Here is a 17,588-nt window from a genome sequence, read left to right on the forward strand (position 1 = left end):
AGAAGCTAAACTTGCTTCCTGATAATGTTCATATAGAGAAACAAAATCGAGGAGTAAAACTGCAGTTAGAGGAATCATGATCAAAGAAAAAATTTGAACTTTTAATGATTTCAGCATGAACTTACCTCAATTCAGGTTCTTTTCGCTGAAAATTACGCCTTATTTTTATTAATGAAACCCTTATAGGTTGTATAAAATTATGATAAAATTTTCTTCCGCATGTAATGACAGCATTAATATACTGAAAATCGTCATTTTACTTGTAATTATTGACCATCAATCAAATTGACAGGTTTGCTTTAAATCGGCTTGAACAGCCCTTGCAAACACAGTTTCGGTAGACCTAGCGACAATTCCGTCATATACAGGTGCAAAATAATGGAGCGCCTCATCGCATTTAAGGGTACATGTGCCCATTGCGCCGCGCATGTTTCCTTTTTGAAAGAGCTTTATGACAGACTTAAGTAACGTCGCTCCGGCGTTGGCGGCCGCGTTGGCAAATCGCGGGTACGAAACTCTCACTGACGTGCAAAAGAGCGTTATAACCGACGCTCCCCCGGAAGCAGATCTTCTTGTGTCCGCCCAAACCGGCTCGGGTAAGACCGTCGCTTTTGGCATGGCCCTCGCCCCGACACTTCTGGGCGACCAGATGACCATTGGCCGCGCGGGCGCACCTCTTGCGCTGGCAATTGCACCAACACGTGAGCTTGCCCTTCAGGTAAAAGAAGAACTGACTTGGCTTTATAAAGACGCTGGCGCACTGACAGCATCTTGTGTGGGGGGCATGGATCCACGCACCGAACGCCGGAACCTGGAACGCGGTGTTCATATCGTTGTTGGAACACCTGGTCGCTTGAAAGACCACATTCAACGCGGCGCACTCGACCTGACACAGATCCGCGCTGTTGTGCTGGATGAAGCCGACGAAATGCTGGACATGGGCTTTCGCGAAGATCTTGAGTTCATTCTGGGTGCTGCCCCTTCCACGCGCCGCACACTCATGTTCTCTGCAACGGTTCCAAAGCAGATCGCCGATCTGGCGCGTCGTTTCCAGAAGGACGCTGTCCGCCTGTCGAGCGTCAATTCGCGCGAACAGCACGGCGACATCGATTACATTGCCCATCCGGTGGCAGCGGTCGAACGTGAAAACGCGATTATCAACGTCCTGCGTCTTCACGAAGCCGAGAAGGCCATCCTGTTCTGCTCGACACGTGAGGCCGTCAAGCGGCTGACCAGTCGTTTGGGCAATCGTGGTTTCTCGATTGTGTCTCTATCCGGCGAATTGAGCCAGGCAGAGCGCTCAAACGCGCTACAGGCCATGAAAGATGGCCGCGCACGTGTTTGTGTCGCCACCGATGTCGCTGCACGTGGGATCGATCTGCCAAACCTGGATCTCGTGATTCACGCTGATTTGCCGACGGGCAAAGCGGCCCTTTTGCACCGTTCCGGCCGTACTGGCCGCGCAGGCAGAAAAGGCACCTGCGTGTTGATGGTGCCTCATCCGCGCCGCCGCGCCGCTGAGCGCACACTACAGTTCGCAGGCATCAAGGTCACATGGAAGCCGGCACCAACGGCACCTGACATTCGGGCCAAGGACAAAGAGCGGCTGCTTGCAGATCCATCCTTGTCTGCCGAACTGGAAACAGATGATCTGGAAATCGCACGCGAGCTTCTTGAAGCACACGGCGCGGAGAAAATTGCAGCAGCTTTCGTCAAGCTGCATCAGGCACGCCTTCCTGCTGCTGAAGACGTATCGGCTGCAACAGAAGACAACCTGAGGGGCCGCGGCCCTGGCGAACGCGGTGGCCGCGTTGCTGAAATCAACGGAAAATTCGAAAGCGGCGGCTGGTTCCGCCTGTCACTTGGCCACAAGCATCGCGCTGATCCACGCTGGCTGCTGCCAATGATCTGCCGTGCGGGTAACGTGACAAAGCGTGAAGTCGGCGCAATCAAGATCTTTCAGAATGAAACCCGTTTTGAAATCGATGGCTCCCATGTCGAGAGTTATGCTGAAGCTATCAAGCGGGACGGCAGCGGTGAAGAAAACGTCACCATTCACGTGATGGACACCAAGGCGGCCAAAACGCCGCCTGTGGAAGATCCAAGCCGTCGCGGTCCGCCACGCGAACGCAGCGGCGAGCGCTTCGACAAGGACAGCCGTCGTGGACCACCACGCGGAAATCGTGATGGCTCAGGTGCTGGCGGCGGAGAACGCGACTATTCCAAGAAGCCGAAGAAGCGTCGCAACTTCGACAAGGATGAGCCAGCCCCATCTCATCCGGCCTATGAGCCATTGAATGAAAAGAGCCTTGCTCGGGATCCAAATCAGGCGATTGGCCGTCCTAAAAAAGAACGGGCTGCGCATATTGTCGATGAAAAGGCTCCCAAGAAGCCTGCAAAGGGCAAGAAGCCGGCACCATCCAAAACTGCGGCAAAGAGAAAGCCTGCAAAGAACAAGCCTTCCCGCGCAGAGCGGAAGTCGACGAACAGCTGATCTCAGCCAATTTTCAGTCTGAATGCTGGTTTTTGTTCAAACGGAAAAGCCCTCTCACTTCTGCGAAGTGGGAGGGCTTTTTTATATTACATTATTTTAGAGAAGCCTTATTCAGGCCCGGACGAACAATAGCTCAATCATTAACGATCGTGGCAATAACCCAGTCATCTCCGTCCAAAATCAGCTGATAATGGCAGGTGAACTGAAGGGCCGTTTCACCGTCCGAGGTTTCCTGGGTCCAGTCCAGGGTCACAAGGGCGGAGTTTCCGCTGATGTGACTGGAGAGAACGTGAAACACGGATCCCGTCACACCTTCCTTGTCTAGCGCTGTCAGCAAAGCCTCGGCATTCTCCAAAAGCTCATCTTCATCGCTAAAGACGTGCCCCTTCTCGTGCTGCCATATGGTCGTGGGGAGCGCGAAACAATCACAGATACGATCGGCATCAAAGTCATTGAAGCCTGCAAGGTAATCCTCGAACAGCTGCGCGATGGCTTCTTCTGCATCGCTCTGGCCATTCTCCGTGATGTCCATATCTGCGTTCTGGTCCGTGTCCTCAGACATGACCTCTCCTTATATCTGTGCTTGCATCGTTGGCCGGTTTGAAAACCGAGGCTCAAAATCCGTGTCCAATTAACATATTGAACGAAGATGGCTCCATTGTCTTTCAGTTGATCACTAGAAACGTGCGCGATGATCGGGAGTATCAGAAGCAAAAATCACATTATTTGTGATCAAGAGCACATTTCTTCCCCTCGCCTTCTGAAATTACCGCCGCTAAAACAGGCCTATGGACACCAGCCTTCTTCCTCAGCGCTTTCAAGACTGGTTTGCGGCACGCGGATGGACACCGCGAGCCCACCAGATCGCGTTGCTGGAACACTTGAAGCAGGGTAAATCCACGCTTCTGATTGCGCCCACCGGAGCCGGAAAAACGCTGGCAGGATTTCTGCCGAGCTTGGTCGAGCTGGACAACAGAGAAAAGCAACCGCCCGGAGCCCCAGGCTCACGCGGCATTCACACTCTTTACATATCTCCGCTCAAGGCACTTGCCGTCGACATCGCCCGCAATCTGGATGCGCCCGTGTCTCAAATGGGGCTCGATCTTCGGATTGAAACCAGGACAGGCGACACGCCGTCCCACAAGCGACAACGGCAGAAAACCAATCCACCAGAGATGCTGCTGACAACCCCAGAACAGATAGCACTGCTCTTGTCAGACCCTGGCTCGGCGAAAATGTTCACATCGCTGAAGACGGTCATTCTTGATGAGCTGCATGCGCTTGTTACGTCCAAACGCGGTGATTTGCTGGCTCTTGGCCTTGCCCGGCTGCGCAAAATTGCACCGGATGTGCGCACAATTGGGCTGTCGGCGACAGTTGCTCAACCGGAGGATTTGCGTGCCTATCTCGTCGGCCAGCCGGACCCTATCGTTCGAGCGCTTTCCCATGTCGTGCAAGTCGCAGGGGGCGCAGAGCCGGATATTGAAATCCTGACCTCAGACGAGCGCATTCCCTGGTCAGGCCATTCGGCGCGCTACGCACTCGGAGACATGTATCAGCTGATCAAACAGCACCGTGTGTCTCTCTTGTTCGTCAACACGCGCTCGCAGGCCGAGGCGGTCTTTCAGGAGCTTTGGCGGATCAACGACGACAACCTGCCGATTGCCCTTCATCATGGGTCGCTGGATGTTGGCCAGAGACGCAAGGTCGAGGCTGCAATGGCGGACGGGCGTCTGCGCGCAGTCGTTGCAACATCCTCGCTTGATCTGGGCATAGATTGGGGCGATATCGACCTAGTGGTCAATATCGGCGCTCCGAAAGGTGCAAGCCGTCTTGCCCAGCGCATAGGCCGCGCCAATCACCGCATGGATGAGCCCTCCAAAGCAGTGCTCGTTCCGGCTAACAGGTTCGAGGTTTTGGAATGCCAGGCAGCTCTGACTGCCTCCAAGGCCGGAGATCAGGACACGCCCCCCTTACGAAAAGGCGCTTTGGATGTGCTGGCCCAACACCTGCTCGGGCTTGCCTGCGCGGCGCCTTTGAACGCCGACGGGATATTTGCGGAGGTACGCTCAACAGAAACCTATCGATATCTGGACCGCGCCACCTTCGACCAGACACTCGACTTTGTGTCGACCGGCGGCTACGCGCTCAGGAGTTATGAACGCTATGCAAGGCTGCGGCAGGATGAGAACGGGAACTGGAGGATTTCTCATCCGAAGATAGCACAGCAATACCGGCTGAACGTCGGCACCATCGTCGAATCTCCCATGCTCAAAGTGCGCCTTGTCAAATCAAAGGCCCAAGGCCGCAGAACGCCCGTTGGCCGGGGCGGACGCATGCTCGGTGAAATTGAGGAAGCCTTCATTGAGCAGCTTCAATTTGGTGACACCTTCATCTTCGCGGGCGAGATGTTGCGCTTTGAAGCCCTGCGTGAAAATGAGGCCTACGTCTCACGTGCCAAATCTGACACCCCCATGATCCCGTCCTACATGGGAGGAAAATTTCCCCTCTCTACCTATCTGGCCAGCAGTGTCCGCCACATGTTGGCAACTCCGGAAAGCTGGCAACAGCTGCCAGAGCAAGTCCGGGACTGGCTCCTCCTTCAGCAGGAACACTCACAACTACCGAACAAAGACGGACTTCTCGTTGAGACGTTCCCGCGTGGCGCCAAACACTACATGGTTTGCTATCCATTTGAAGGTCGGCTCGCCCACCAGACACTGGGGATGCTCCTGACCAAAAGGCTGGAGCGGCTTGGTGCAAAACCGATGGGGTTTGTTGCCAATGACTACGCGCTCAGTATCTGGGGGCTGCGAGACTTTTCGGAACTATTCGCAAGCGGTCGTATGTCTCTCGATGAGCTGTTGGAAGAAGATATCCTGGGCGATGATCTGGACGCATGGCTGGCAGGCTCGAATCTAATGAAACGCACCTTTCGCAATTGCGCCGTGATTTCTGGCCTAATTGAACGTCGCCATCCGGGCCAAGAAAAATCCGGCCGGCAGGTCACGGTTTCATCCGATCTGATCTATGATGTCTTACGCGCCCATGAACCAAATCACATCCTTCTTAGAGCAACTTGGGAAGATGCAGGCGAAGGACTTCTGGATATCTCTCGCTTGAGTGAATTTCTTTCCCGTATTGAGGGTCGAATCACGCATAGTTGCTTGAGTTACGCATCACCACTTGCAGTGCCCATTCTTCTGGAGATCGGGCGTGAGCCTATTTATGGCGAGGCTATGGAAAGCATCTTGGAAGACGCAGCCGATGATCTTGTGATAGGGGCTTTCAACCAATGAAGCTTTTACCGTCTCATATGAGAGACTTCATGGTTGTGCCGGTCTGCCACGACATTCAGATCAATGGAGAGACCATTGGGCTCCATGACAGTGGCGTTCTTTGGTGGCCTGAGGAATCGACACTGGTTGTCGCAGATCTCCATTTGGAAAAAGGCTCCGCATATGCTCGCCGCGGTGTAATGCTTCCCCCCTATGACACGGCAGAGACTCTCGAAAGACTTGCCGCCGTCATCGACGCGTTTGACCCGTCCCGTGTTGTTGCCCTTGGTGACAGCTTCCATGATGCAAGCGGGTCTGACCGGTTACCTCCGGCCTACCGGGCCATGCTGACCACCTTGCAAATCAACCGTGAATGGATTTGGGTCACTGGCAACCACGATCCTGTCGCCCCTGTTCGACTATGCGGCGAGACAATGGATGAGGTAAAGATCGGTAGTCTTACGCTTCGACATGAGCCACACACCGGAGACAATGCGCAAGCGGCTGGAGAGATCTGCGGGCATTTACACCCAGCGGCCAAAGTTCGTCGTTATGGGCGCTCGATCCGCCGCGCCTGTTTTGTCACAGATGGATCCCGGCTGGTTCTGCCAGCATTTGGTGCTTTGACCGGCGGTCTCAACATCATGGACGAGGCGTTCTCACCTCTGTTCGAGCCGAAACGGTTTTCTGCCTTCCTGCTTGGAGACAACCGGCTTTACCCGTTCACCGCAGCACGGCTGATCGGTGACTGAGACCTTGGTCAGGCCTTCTGATGATTAGATCTGCCGCCAAGCCTTGCCGATTGTTCACTTAGTCTTTTCGGAAAATCACACCCGCAAGCCAACCGGTAAAGATGGCAATAAGCACTGCCATAAGCCCGTAAATAAACGGCTGGTTTTGCGCAAGATTATAGGTGAGCTGCTCAAAACCAATCTTGGCAACGGCAAGTTCAGCTTCCTGTTTTGACAGCAGAATTCCATCCTGAAACAGGTAGCTCTTGACCTTGTAATTGCCAACCGGGATATTGGCTGGCAAAGGTATTGAGGTCCGAAACATGGTGGCCGTCAGAAACTCAATTGTTTCCGGGCGCTCAGAATATAACCCTTCTTCCTGACGCAGACGCAAAAACGCCTTTCGGAAGTCATCTCTATCGGACAGGGGCACACGGGAATGTCCCGATACCGGCAAGTTCAGATGATTGAGGCCGATACCATTCTCATCCAGGATGGAACGATCGCCCAATTCGCCTGCACGCTTCGTCGTCGCCAGAGCATAGAAGGACGGAACACCTTTGAACATTTCATAGTATCGATTGATCCAAACACCAAGAAAGCGCTTCTTCCGGCGTGTGGTTACATCCTGCTTCGGCCCTTCAATGGCAATCGCCAAGTCGTAGTTGCCGGGTCGGGCCACAGTGTGAGCGTCCCGAATAATTTGCCCAAAAACGACAATTTCAGTTCCGGTAAAGTTCGACTGTATGGATACCATGTTAGACGACAGGGACGTCACCAACTCTTCCGCACGCGCCTGGCTGCAAACCAAACTGGCCGCAAGAACAAGGAGGGTAGCGATGTGTACAATCATGAACCGCCCCTCCCTCATGCTCGCGATGGAATAGCTGAATAAAGATCTTCTGGTGTCAGGAGCAGCTCGACAGCAAAACGCATACCGACAAGCAAAACCAAAAGGGCAAGCAACAGGCGCAACTGATCACCACGCAGGTTTTGCCCCATCCGGGCGCCAAACTGAGCTCCAATCACACCGCCAATCATAAGCGTCATCGCAAGCACGATGTCGACAGTCTGGTTTCCAATGGCGTGAAAGATGGTTGCCGCAGACATCGTGAAAAGGATCTGAAAAAGCGATGTCCCGATCACAACGCTGGTTGGCACACGCAGCAGATAAATCAGCGCAGGCACCATCATGAAACCGCCGCCGATGCCCAACACAGTACCTAGAAAGCCAATGATGCCACCAAGCGCCAGGATAGGCAGAACGCTGACATAAAGCCTGGACTGGCGGAACCGCATCTTGAACGGAAGGCCGTGGATCCAATTGTGCTGTCCGGGTCTTCGGGCGCTGACGGCAGCTCCGGACTTACGCCGCCGAATGGCCCTGACCGATTCCACAAACATCAAGCTGCCGATTGCGCCAAGAAATGTCACATAGGACAGTGAAATCACCAGATCGAGCTGGCCAATCGATTGCAGCACATCAAACAGGATCACGCCGAACAAAGATCCTACCACGCCGCCAATCAGCAACATGGAGGCAAGCTTGAAATCAATGGCCTTGCGCCGCCAGTAGGTCACCACAGCAGAAGCAGAGGAGGCAACAACCTGGGTTGTCACCGTTGCAACAGACACAGCTGGCGGAATGCCGGAAAAAATCAACAGCGGGGTCAGCAGGAAGCCACCACCAATGCCAAACAGGCCCGAGAGAAACCCCACAGCACCGCCCATGCCAAATATGACGAATATATTGACCGGGATTTCGGCTATGGGCAGATAAAGTTGCACGATATTTGGCCGAGCTTGGGGCAACCGGTCTGGCGCCCGTTGAACAACATACTTCGGTTTAAGACCGTCTTGGAAAGGTCTGTCAACCGATAGCTTGCATCATTGCTTACAAAGCCTGACAGAACCGTTTCTTTTTCATTTCAGGCCGCATTTAACGGCATCGTCAAAGCGCTTGTCGATCAAATTGCCTGACTGTCCAACTGTTCGATCAAGTCGGCATCCACATCGCCCGTTTCAGGTTTGCCAAGGCTTCTTTGAAAGGCACGGATAGCGCTTCGTGTGCGCGGCCCGATCTCGCCGTCCGGCGTGCCTGTTTCAAATCCCAGCTTGTTCAATTTCTCCTGTGCGGACTGAACCATGCCCTGATAATCGACCACGGTGCCGATTTTGGCTGACGCATTAGTCGACAAGTTTTGCGCAGAGACCCATTTCGGATCGGTCACAACCTTGTTTGCACCGGCTAATGGTGTCTTCAGCTTGAACGTTTCGACAGCCAAACGTGCTTCGGCCAGAGTTTTCTGGTCCATCGTATTGGCAACGTCATCCCGCTTCTTGGCGGCATCCCTGTCGCCTTGATCAGCCGCAATGGCGAACCACTTGTAGCTCGCGACCATATTTTTTTCCACGCCAAGGCCGCGTGCATAAAGAATACCAAGATTGAAGAGACTGTCTTCTACGCCAAAATTAGCGGCATCTTCAAACCATTTGGCAGCTTTCGTGAAATCGGGTGCCCCACCAGCGCCTTCCGCATAGAGAACCGCCAAGTTGTGCATTGCCTTCGCATTTCCAGCTTCAGCGGCTTCTGTATAAAGCTCAAGTGCCTTATCCAAATTCCGCTCAACACCGCGGCCTTTTTCATACAGGCTCGCCAAACGATATTGTGCGGGTGCCAGGCCCTTTTCAGCTGCCTTCTCGTACCATTTTGCGGCCTCGGTGAGATCAGCAGCCACTGTTCCACCTTCGGTATACTTCACACCAACCAGGAACTCTGCCGCAGCATTGCCGCTTGCAGCCGCGCTGCGTAAAGCCATCGGTCCAATGGCCTCCGGTGGCAAGTCAGCAACAAGACTTACTGGTCGAGCCTGCGGAGCAGGCTGTGCGATTTCGTTCGCAACTTTGGGAACTTCGGCGCTAAAACTACTGTTCACGCCACTTGGTGCGGCAAAAGCCAAGGCTTGACTTGCGTCACTATTTTGCTGAGGAGCTGCCATCGGCTCTGCGGTCGGCACAGCTTCAGCGTTATGAGCCGGACTCGGGGTCGTTGCCTTTGGCTCTTGTTCTGCCTTGGGCTCTTGCGCTGCCAATGACTGTGCGGTGCCGACAGGCGGTGCGACCTTACCCTGACCATCAGCCGGAACCGGATTCTGCAGTGCGACCTTCGCGGTTGTCTCGGCATTTCTCGACACAGGCGCTTCAGGCTCTTGCGTTGACGTGGCGACCTTTACAGGCACTGTATCAGCGTCACCTGAGGCCGACACGAACTTGAACACCTGAAGGGCACCGATTGTCAGCACGACCGCGGCAGCCGCAAAGAGCAATGCCCGGCGACGACCACCGCCAGTGCTTTCAGGCTCTTCCGGGGTCAACCGATCCCCAGGCAGTACCGGACTTGCGATAGCTTCCTTAGCATCGTCGATCAGCGTTTCAGCACTCTCCTGATTTGCTTCAGGCTCGGCCTTCTTTTCAGCATTACGCTTGAGGACATTGCGCAACCATCCTGCACGAGCAGAACTCTTGTTGCCCTCATCTTCGCCATCAGACACGGAGGTCCTGGCTGACGTTTCCATCATCGCCGCTTCTTCAGAAGCGGCCTGAGCCGCACGTCTGGCGGCTGCAATGAAATCGGCTTTCCGATCCCGTGCGCGCTCGGCAGGGCGTTCTTCATGACCGGGCTTCGGTGACCGTGAACGCCCCATATCGCGGCCTTTCGAGCGAAAGCCTGATAAACCTGACCTGCTGGCCAGATCGTTGGCTTCATCTCTTGGCAAACCCATTTTCTCGATGCGCTCAAGACGATCCGTCAATGATCCCAACACTGACTGCACGCCTGTAAACGTGTTGAGCGTCCGCTCTTCCGTTCCCTCTGCTGCATCCAGCAGCCGACGCAGATCAGCCTGCAGTCCTTCGATGGCCTGGTCATATTCTGGAGCACGGCCTGCAGGATGCGCAAAGATCGCTTCCTTTGCTGCATCACGAGCAATTGAAACCACATCATCACGGTTTGCCTTCAAACCATCTTCGATGCGGGCAAGAGCTGTTGTCACGCGTGCCATGTCTTCATCGCGGTGGGATGACGTTTCAAGTTGCTCTGCAAGGGCTGCAACTTTGGAGCCTAGATCTTCGAGACGCGGCTCACCCAAATGTCCGCTGCCACGACCAACCGCCTCAGCCAAATCGCTAATTCGCTGTTCAAGAGCTTCCGTCGAAGCCGGAGCGGACACAAAGTTCCGCATTTCACCGATCTCAACACGCAATGCATCAAGATCAGATGTGGTGACAGTATCGCGGGGCTTGTCGAGCTGTTTTGATAGATCCGCAATGCGGGATTGCAGCTCACCAAGAGCTGTCATGTCCGCACTGCCTGCTTCAACGGAACCACCCGCTGAAGCCAGATGAATTGATTTCAGGCCTATGGAATCAATCTTACCTGATATGGCAGATAGACGTTCCTCAAGGGCTGCGAATGCTCCAGTGTCCGCAGGGGCGGGCTGGATCTGTTCCATCCGATCAAGACGGTCAACAATTTCTTCAAGCTTGGTACCCATTGATCCAAATTGCGCTGGATCAGCAGGCACAGAGCGTTCGTCGGACATCATCCCGGCAATGTCTTCAAGACGTCCCTGCAACCGGTTCAGCATCGCGGTATCAGGAAGCCGCTCTTCTACAGCCGCCATGCGGGTATCAAGGCCGCGTTGCTCACGCGCCAAGATTTCGAGATCATCGAGTCTGCCGGATACGAACTGCATGCGGTCGTCGATCCGCTCGACAAGTCCGCCAACATCAATCTGCTCAACAAAGTTGCGCACATCGCGAAGCTCAGAGCGAAGCGGCTCAATCTCTGCCTGGCTGTTGCGATGAAGGAGTTTCTCCATACGTTCAGCAATTTCGGCAATGCGATCCTCAAGCACCAGCATATGATCGCCGCGCGGCAAGGACGCGAAAGCATCTTCGATTTCGTTCAGCCGCGCTGTGACGCCGCGCAGGACTTTCGGATCAATGGTCGCTCTGCTCAGCTCATCCAGACGTTGCAGAATATGGGCGTATCCATGCTCCAGGGTCTTGAGCGTACCGTCAACATTCGTGCGGCCAACCAATGACTTGAGCTCGGAGATTTCCTTCCGGATGTCCTTGGCAAAACGGTCGTCCTTGCGCTCCACCCGAAGGCGCTCCACCATATTTGCCAGACGGCGCAATTCGGCGTTCTGTTTTCCGGCCCGCTCTTGCGTCACAGAAGACTGCCCGCCGATGGCATCGCGCAGGGAGCCAATTTCCTCACGGACCATATTGAAGGCTTCGACCTGCGGCTTGCGCAGGGAGTCAATCCGGCGACCCAAGTCCTTATAGACACCAAGGCCGGGATCATTGGGCGCGCGGCGAGATCTTGCTGCAGTCGGAGCTCGCCCTACAGGCTCGGCGTGTGCGTAGCTCTCGACTTCGTAGTCATCTTCGCCATCATAATCGTCGTAAGCATCCGGTCCTCGACCGTCGGCCTCAAATTCATCGTCATAGGTATCATAATCATCAGCTGAATAGTCATCATCGTGTCCGCTGTTATCCCGATACTGTTCGACACCACGGCGTCCTCTGGGTTCTTCACGCTCCCTGAGGTCCTGGTGCTCATCAAGATACTCATCGAAATCATCATCGCCATACGGGCGGGCAATGAGATTTTCTACCTTGCGGTCAAGTTTGCCAAGCGCACCCAGCACCTTATCCAAACGTCCATTGTCTGCAGCAGTATCCCGCGAAGACCGGCGGCGTTGTTCTGGTGGCCGAGGCCGACGGTGTGGAGCCTCTTCAGCGCTCCGTGCGCTCAAGAGCCGGTCAAGCTCGCTGGCGACTGCCTCTAGCTCATGCTCTTCGCCAGCCCGACCAGCCGTCATTGTCCGACGATTGCCCAAGGATGTAGCGGTTCGTGTCAGGTGTTCAGCCCGATGTTCGGGAAGTTCCCGTTGGCGAACACGTTCACCTCGACCCACGCGTTCGGAGCCATCATCGAAATAACGCTCCTCGTTCGGCACATTTTTCATGCGCCCGCGGCGTCCTGCTTCACGGTTCTTCCAACCCGGCATCTTTTGACCCTGAACTGACGGTCTTCTGACCGCTCATCTCTAACGAGCTGCGACTGGCAAGCAAAAATTGCACTTGGCACGACAGCAATTGGGGAATCTTTGTACCGATAGGGTAAACAGCGCGTTAATTAGACTTGCCAAATGCAAGGCCGCTCACTTTAAAAACCTGCTCAACATTGGAAAGCCAGGGCCTGTCTCACTCAAAAATTAACGAATATCGCACAAGTCAGTTGCAAAGACTGGACCTTTACCTTCACGTAAGCTAGAGGTTTATGTCAGAAATTCAGCATCAAAGGATGCAAGGTTATCCACATTCAACGATGTGATTTGGCCGACAGGACACTGAGAACAGCATTCCAGTCGACAGTCAGAACACCGCAAATCGTTTAAAAACAAGACCCTCAGAGGGCAAGGTGAATACGTAATGAGCGAAGCACTGTCCATTTTGAGCGACAACGAACTCGTCGATGTCGTGGCTGCTGAAGACAAAAGCACGAAGAAAACCCAATTCACCATTGGTGATCTTTCAAAGGAATTCAAATGTACCCTGCGGACTCTTCGCTTCTATGAAGACAAAGGTCTGCTGAACCCAAAGCGTGACGGCCTGAACAGGATTTACACCCGCCGCGACCGCGCACGCCTGAAGCTGGTCCTCATGGGCAAACGGGTTGGGTTTTCGCTGACAGAAATCCGTGACATGCTTGATCTGTATGACCTTCGCGACGGACAGGTCACGCAACTGCGGGTCGCACTATCACGGTTCAACGGCCAAATTTCTGTTCTTCAAGAACAACGCCGCGACATCGAACAAGCCATAGATGAACTGTCCCGGACAGTTGAAATCGTTTCAGGCATGTTGAAGCAGAAAGAAGCTGCAGGCGAAGAATAAGCGCTTCCCACTTTCAGTCAGACCTGAGACAAAACTCCATTTTTCAAGCCCGCGCGACGACGGTGTTTTCCGTTTTCGCGTGGGCTTTTGAGTGCCTGTTGCAACGTCCTAAAGTTTCAGGGCCACAACATCCTTCGGTGCTTCGTAATTTTTTTGCAGGACGTCAGCACATTTTGGCGTGAATTTTTCCTGCAACCTTCCTCTACGACCGGGCTTGCCCCTGCTTCAACAGAAGCGTATACAGATAAAAGGTTACGTTTACGGAAACGTCATGCAGAAATTAATCTGGCCTGTCCGGGAGAGTTTTCATGCCAAGCTACAACGCACCTGTGGATGATACGTTGTTCCTTCTGAATGACGTGCTGGATTACACTCAGTATTCAGGTCTGCCAGGCTTTTCCGATGCCAGCCCCGATCTCCTGGAAGCTATTCTTCGAGAAGCTGCCAAATTTGCGGAAGACATTGCACAGCCACTCAACCTCAGCGGCGATCAGCAAGGCTGCTTCCGCGCTGAAGACGGTTCGGTCACGCCGCCCAAGGGCTTTAATGAAGCTTATCAGGCGTTCTGCGACGCTGGCTGGGGAACGCTTTCGGCTGATCCGGCCTATGGCGGCCAGGGTCTGCCCCACACGCTCGCTGTGATCTTCAACGAGTATTTGTCCTCCGCAAACATGGCTTTCGCAATGTACCCGGGCCTTACAGCAGGCGCTGTTGCAGCGCTCACATTGCATGGCACAGAAGAGCTCAAGCAGACCTATCTTCCGAAAATGATTGCCGGCTCATGGACCGGTACGATGAATCTGACCGAGCCACATTGCGGCACGGACCTTGGCTTGATCCGAACCAAGGCTGCTCCGCAGGACGATGGGAGTTACAAGCTCAGCGGCACAAAAATCTTCATCTCGGCAGGCGAGCATGACCTGACTGAGAACATCATCCACTTTGTGCTGGCACGCATCGAAGGCGCACCGGCTGGCACGAAAGGCATTTCACTGTTCGTGGTGCCCAAACACAGCCTGGACGCAGATGGGAACCCAGGAGCTCTCAACGGCGTTTCCTGCGGGGCTCTAGAGCACAAGATGGGCATCCATGGCAACGCCACTTGCCTGATGAACTATGATGAGGCCACCGGATGGCTGATCGGCGAGGAGAACAAAGGTCTGCGTGCCATGTTCACGATGATGAACGAGGCACGGCTTGGAGTTGCCGTTCAGGGCCTTGGCCAATCCGAAGTCGCCTATCAAAATGCCGCAGCCTACGCGAAAGACCGGCTCCAGGGCAGGGCTATGTCTGGACCGAAATCACCAGACAAAGCGGCTGATCCGATCATTGTTCATCCTGACGTTCGCCGTATATTGCTTCAGATCCGCTCGTTCAACGAAGCAGCCAGAGCGCTCGTGCTCTGGACTGCCTTAAAGGGCGATGTCTCGCACCGCTCTGACGATGTAAAGACCCGCCAGAAGGCCGACGACATGATGGGCCTGATGACGCCGGTTCTGAAGGGCGTTCTGACCGACACTGGCTTTGCCAATACTGTCGACGCGCAGCAAATCCTCGGCGGACATGGCTACATCGCGGAATGGGGCATGGAGCAATTCGTGCGCGATGCACGCATTGCCATGATCTATGAAGGTGCCAACGGCATTCAGGCCCTTGATCTGGTAGGCCGCAAGCTGCCTGCAAACGGTGGCCGGGCAGTGATGAGTTTCTTCGCCGAAGTCGGTGCTTTCCTGAAAGAGATCGAGGGACAAGAACAACTTTCAGGTTTTGCGAAACCACTAACGCAAGGACTCGAGCATCTGCAGCAGGCGACCATGTGGTTCATGAACAACGCAATGGCCAAACCTGATAACGCTGGGGCTGGATCAACCGATTACATGCATCTCTTTGGACTGGTTGGCATGGGCTACATGTGGGCAAAGATCGCCAAAACTGTGGTTTCCAAACTGGACGCAGGGGCTGGCGACAAAGAAGACTGGCTGAAAGCCAAGCTTGTCTACGGCACGTTCTATATGGAGCGCATTATGCCGGAAACAGGGGCCCATCTGGCGCGTATTTCAACCGGTGCTGATACAATGATGGCGCTTGATGGAGATGCATTCTAGCGAAGGTTTCTTGCTTCGGCCCATGCAGCTCCAGCCAGGGTCATTTGACGGAGACTTCACCCACGCAAATTAATCCGGGCCAGTATAGTCTCGGTCAGATACTGATTTGTCACGGAGATTTTCAAACTATGACTGAATACGTCCTTCATTGTATGGCCCAATCCGGGCATTCGTACAAAGTCGCCTTAATGCTGGAGTTGTGCGGCGCTGACTGGGAAACCCGCTGGGTAGATTTCTTCAACGGCGAAGCGCGGACAGAAGATTTCCGGACCAAATACAATGAAATGGGCGAAGTCCCGGTTCTGGAAACAGGCTCCAGAATGCTGACCCAGTCAGCTGTTATCATGGATGAGCTGTCCGAAAAGTTCGGCAAATACGGCTGGACCACCACAGAAGAGCGCCGGGAGATCTTGCGCTGGACAATCTTCGACAACCAGAAGGTCTCTGGTTTCATCGGACCTTTGCGGTTCATGCGCACGCTCAGCAAGACAGGCGAGACTGAGGTCGTCAAATTTCTGGATGGAAAAGCAAAAAGCTCACTCGAAATCCTGAACAAACATTTTAAACAGAGTGATTTCGCGATTGAGACCAAACCTACAACGGCGGATTTCTCTCTGTGCAGCTATCTCTATTACGACGGTGAACTCGGCATCGACATGTCGGTCTATCCCGAGATTACCAATTGGCTCGCACGGATCAGATCCCTGCCCGGCTGGAAACACCCCTACGACTTGATGCCCGGCCATCCCATGCCGGATGCCAACTGACAACAATTCGATCTTGAGGAGGACCTGATGCCGGAAGCCTATATTTTCGACCACGTTCGAACACCCCGTGGACGAGGAAAAAAAGACGGTGCGCTCCATGAGGTGCCAACCGTGCGCCTCGCAGCGACTGCGCTTGAAGCCCTCCGGGATCGCAACAGCCTCGACACAGCCAAGGTCGACGACGTTGTCCTTGGCTGTGTCGACCCAGTCGGGGAAGCCGGCGGTGACGTCGCCCGCGCTGCCGTCTTTGCATCGGGTTATGATGTCTCTGTTCCAGGCATCCAGATCAACCGGTTCTGCGCCTCAGGCCTAGATGCGGTCAATATGGCCTCGGCACAGGTCATGGCCGGTCAGCACAAGCTGGTGATTGCTGGCGGTGTCGAAAGCATGAGCCGTGTTGGTCTTGGCGCGTCCGGCGGAGCCTGGCCGATTGAGCCTCAAGTGGCTTTGCCGTCCTATTTCATGCCTCAAGGCGTCTCTGCGGATCTGATCGCCACGAAATATGGCTTCAGCCGCGATGAGTGTGACGCCTATGCAGTTGAAAGCCAGACGCGCGCTCAAAAATCCTGGGCTGACGGCCGGTTTAAAAATTCGGTTGTGCCAGTCAAAGACATCAACGGCATCACCATTTTGGACCGGGATGAGCATATGCGGCCCGAAACCGATATGCAGTCTCTCGCCGCCTTGAACCCGTCATTCGGGTTGATGGGAAGCATGGGCGGTTTCAATGCGGTCGGCATTCAGGCCCATCCGGAAATCGAAGAGATCAGCCACGTCCATCACGCAGGTAACTCCTCCGGCATCGTTGATGGCGCAGCTGCAGTCCTGATCGGCTCGCGTACCGCTGGCCGGGCAATCGGCATGAGGCCGCGCGCCCGGATCAAGGCGTTTGCCAACATCGGTTCAGAACCAGCCCTGATGCTGACAGGACCGGTGGACGTGACCGAGAAGCTCCTCAAAAACGCCAGAATGACACTGGGTGATATTGATCTTTTCGAGATCAATGAAGCCTTTGCCTCTGTCGTGCTTCGCTACCAGCAAGCCTTCGAGCTTGGTGCCGACAAGGTCAACGTCAATGGCGGCGCGATCGCCATGGGGCATCCGCTCGGCGCAACCGGTGCGATGATCCTGGGCACGGTTCTGGACGAGTTGGAAAGACGCGATCTCAACACGGCGCTGGTCACCCTGTGCATTGGCGCAGGCATGGGCACAGCAACAATCATCGAGCGCGTTTAAGGCCAGAC

Annotated in this window: 11 protein-coding genes; 7 read left to right on the forward strand and 4 right to left on the reverse strand. The window is 54.5% G+C overall.

Annotated features, from left to right (window positions below):
• Positions 1 to 451: 451 nt before the first annotated feature.
• The gene (locus V6575_RS04505) at positions 452 to 2,494 is read left to right on the forward strand and encodes a DEAD/DEAH box helicase (RefSeq protein WP_340272906.1); all 2,043 of its coding nucleotides are present in this window, start codon (positions 452 to 454) and stop codon (positions 2,492 to 2,494) included.
• Positions 2,495 to 2,627: 133 nt separating this feature from the next.
• Here V6575_RS04505 and V6575_RS04510 read toward each other — a convergent pair whose 3' ends face one another.
• The gene (locus V6575_RS04510) at positions 2,628 to 3,056 is read right to left on the reverse strand and encodes a DUF4440 domain-containing protein (protein WP_340272907.1); all 429 of its coding nucleotides are present in this window, start codon (positions 3,054 to 3,056) and stop codon (positions 2,628 to 2,630) included.
• 226 nt (positions 3,057 to 3,282) lie between these two features.
• On the opposite strand from V6575_RS04510, the gene V6575_RS04515 reads away from it, so the two are divergent.
• Positions 3,283 to 5,793: a ligase-associated DNA damage response DEXH box helicase gene (locus V6575_RS04515; RefSeq protein WP_340272908.1), complete on the forward strand. Its 2,511-nt coding sequence runs from the start codon at positions 3,283 to 3,285 to the stop codon at positions 5,791 to 5,793.
• A complete protein-coding gene (pdeM, locus tag V6575_RS04520; protein WP_340272909.1) occupies positions 5,790 to 6,524 on the forward strand; it encodes a ligase-associated DNA damage response endonuclease PdeM in 735 nt (244 codons plus the stop codon). The genes V6575_RS04515 and pdeM overlap by 4 nt, the downstream gene beginning before the upstream one ends.
• Before the next feature lie 58 nt (positions 6,525 to 6,582).
• Here the strand turns inward: pdeM and V6575_RS04525 are convergent, their stop codons facing one another.
• From V6575_RS04525 to V6575_RS04535, 3 genes are all read right to left on the reverse strand, one after another.
• Positions 6,583 to 7,356: a TIGR02186 family protein gene (locus tag V6575_RS04525; RefSeq protein WP_340272910.1), complete on the reverse strand. Its 774-nt coding sequence runs from the start codon at positions 7,354 to 7,356 to the stop codon at positions 6,583 to 6,585.
• Between the two features lie 14 nt (positions 7,357 to 7,370).
• The gene (locus V6575_RS04530) at positions 7,371 to 8,291 is read right to left on the reverse strand and encodes a sulfite exporter TauE/SafE family protein (RefSeq protein ID WP_340272911.1); all 921 of its coding nucleotides are present in this window, start codon (positions 8,289 to 8,291) and stop codon (positions 7,371 to 7,373) included.
• A 179-nt stretch (positions 8,292 to 8,470) separates the two neighbouring features.
• The gene (locus tag V6575_RS04535; RefSeq protein WP_340272912.1) at positions 8,471 to 12,583 is read right to left on the reverse strand and encodes a peptidoglycan-binding protein; all 4,113 of its coding nucleotides are present in this window, start codon (positions 12,581 to 12,583) and stop codon (positions 8,471 to 8,473) included.
• A 424-nt stretch (positions 12,584 to 13,007) separates the two neighbouring features.
• Here V6575_RS04535 and V6575_RS04540 point away from each other — a divergent pair, with 424 nt between their 5' ends.
• From V6575_RS04540 to V6575_RS04555, 4 genes are all read left to right on the forward strand, one after another.
• Positions 13,008 to 13,472 carry a MerR family transcriptional regulator gene (locus V6575_RS04540; RefSeq protein WP_340272913.1) on the forward strand — a complete coding sequence of 155 codons (465 nt, stop codon included), beginning with the start codon at positions 13,008 to 13,010 and terminating at the stop codon, positions 13,470 to 13,472.
• A 308-nt stretch (positions 13,473 to 13,780) separates the two neighbouring features.
• Positions 13,781 to 15,577 (forward strand): acyl-CoA dehydrogenase C-terminal domain-containing protein, encoded by a 1,797-nt coding sequence (locus V6575_RS04545; protein ID WP_340272914.1) that lies wholly within the window; start codon positions 13,781 to 13,783, stop codon positions 15,575 to 15,577.
• 128 nt (positions 15,578 to 15,705) lie between these two features.
• Positions 15,706 to 16,344 carry a glutathione S-transferase family protein gene (locus V6575_RS04550; RefSeq protein WP_340272915.1) on the forward strand — a complete coding sequence of 213 codons (639 nt, stop codon included), beginning with the start codon at positions 15,706 to 15,708 and terminating at the stop codon, positions 16,342 to 16,344.
• Between the two features lie 27 nt (positions 16,345 to 16,371).
• The gene (locus V6575_RS04555) at positions 16,372 to 17,580 is read left to right on the forward strand and encodes an acetyl-CoA C-acetyltransferase (protein WP_340272916.1); all 1,209 of its coding nucleotides are present in this window, start codon (positions 16,372 to 16,374) and stop codon (positions 17,578 to 17,580) included.
• Positions 17,581 to 17,588 lie beyond the last annotated feature (8 nt).

The organism is Roseibium algae (assembly GCF_037783265.1).
GTDB classification, from domain to species: Bacteria; Pseudomonadota; Alphaproteobacteria; order Rhizobiales; family Stappiaceae; genus Roseibium; species Roseibium algae.

Excerpts from the sequence above, each read along its gene's own strand:
- V6575_RS04525 (WP_340272910.1), bottom strand. The coding sequence starts at position 7,356 with ATGATTGTACACATCGCTACCCTCCTTGTTCTTGCGGCCAGTTTGGTT.
- V6575_RS04545 (WP_340272914.1), top strand. The coding sequence starts at position 13,781 with ATGCCAAGCTACAACGCACCTGTGGATGATACGTTGTTCCTTCTGAAT.
- V6575_RS04550 (WP_340272915.1), top strand. The coding sequence starts at position 15,706 with ATGACTGAATACGTCCTTCATTGTATGGCCCAATCCGGGCATTCGTAC.
- V6575_RS04535 (WP_340272912.1), bottom strand. The coding sequence starts at position 12,583 with ATGCCGGGTTGGAAGAACCGTGAAGCAGGACGCCGCGGGCGCATGAAA.
- V6575_RS04540 (WP_340272913.1), top strand. The coding sequence starts at position 13,008 with ATGAGCGAAGCACTGTCCATTTTGAGCGACAACGAACTCGTCGATGTC.
- V6575_RS04510 (WP_340272907.1), bottom strand. The coding sequence starts at position 3,056 with ATGTCTGAGGACACGGACCAGAACGCAGATATGGACATCACGGAGAAT.
- V6575_RS04555 (WP_340272916.1), top strand. The coding sequence starts at position 16,372 with ATGCCGGAAGCCTATATTTTCGACCACGTTCGAACACCCCGTGGACGA.
- V6575_RS04505 (WP_340272906.1), top strand. The coding sequence starts at position 452 with ATGACAGACTTAAGTAACGTCGCTCCGGCGTTGGCGGCCGCGTTGGCA.
- pdeM (WP_340272909.1), top strand. The coding sequence starts at position 5,790 with ATGAAGCTTTTACCGTCTCATATGAGAGACTTCATGGTTGTGCCGGTC.
- V6575_RS04515 (WP_340272908.1), top strand. The coding sequence starts at position 3,283 with ATGGACACCAGCCTTCTTCCTCAGCGCTTTCAAGACTGGTTTGCGGCA.